Genomic DNA, 550 nt, shown 5'->3' with positions numbered 1-550 from the left:
AGAAATCGGAAGAGAACACTATGGCTCTCATGACCTTCGACATGAAGCGCAACCCCCAGCAGGCGCGGTTCAGCCTGCTGGCGCTGTTGGCGCTGATGATCATCTTCCCCATGATCGCCCAGCATTTCGGCAATTCGTGGGTGCGCATCATGGATATGGCGCTGCTCTACATCATGCTGGCCCTGGGCCTGAACGTGGTGGTGGGTTTCGCAGGCCTCTTGGACCTGGGCTACATCGCCTTCTATGCCATCGGTGCGTACAGCGCCGGCCTGCTGGCTTCGCCGCAGTTCGCTGCGGTGATCGAATCCTTCGTCAACACCTATCCGGCCATCGGCAATTTCCTGGTCTGGCTGTGCGGTCCGCAGATCGTGCAGAACGGCATCCACTTGTCGCTGTGGCTGATCGTGCCGATCTCGGGCGTGCTGGCGGCGATCTTCGGTGCCCTGCTGGGTGCGCCGACCCTGAAGCTGCGCGGTGACTACCTGGCCATCGTGACGCTGGGCTTCGGCGAGATCATCCGCATCTTCATGAACAACCTCAACGCGCCGGT

Annotated in this window: 1 protein-coding gene; it reads left to right on the top strand. The window is 61.1% G+C overall.

The genetic code is table 11. The annotated features are described in order from the left end of the window. Positions 1 to 20 precede the first annotated feature (20 nt). A partial coding sequence (locus tag CEJ45_RS24420; RefSeq protein ID WP_420913324.1) for an ABC transporter permease subunit occupies positions 21 to 550 on the top strand: 530 nt, incomplete at its 3' end.

Source organism: Herbaspirillum aquaticum (assembly GCF_002213425.1).
Lineage (GTDB): Bacteria > Pseudomonadota > Gammaproteobacteria > Burkholderiales > Burkholderiaceae_D > Herbaspirillum > Herbaspirillum aquaticum.
The sequence above is the reverse complement of the archived record's forward strand: the minus strand, read 5'-3'. Positions and strand labels throughout refer to the sequence as shown.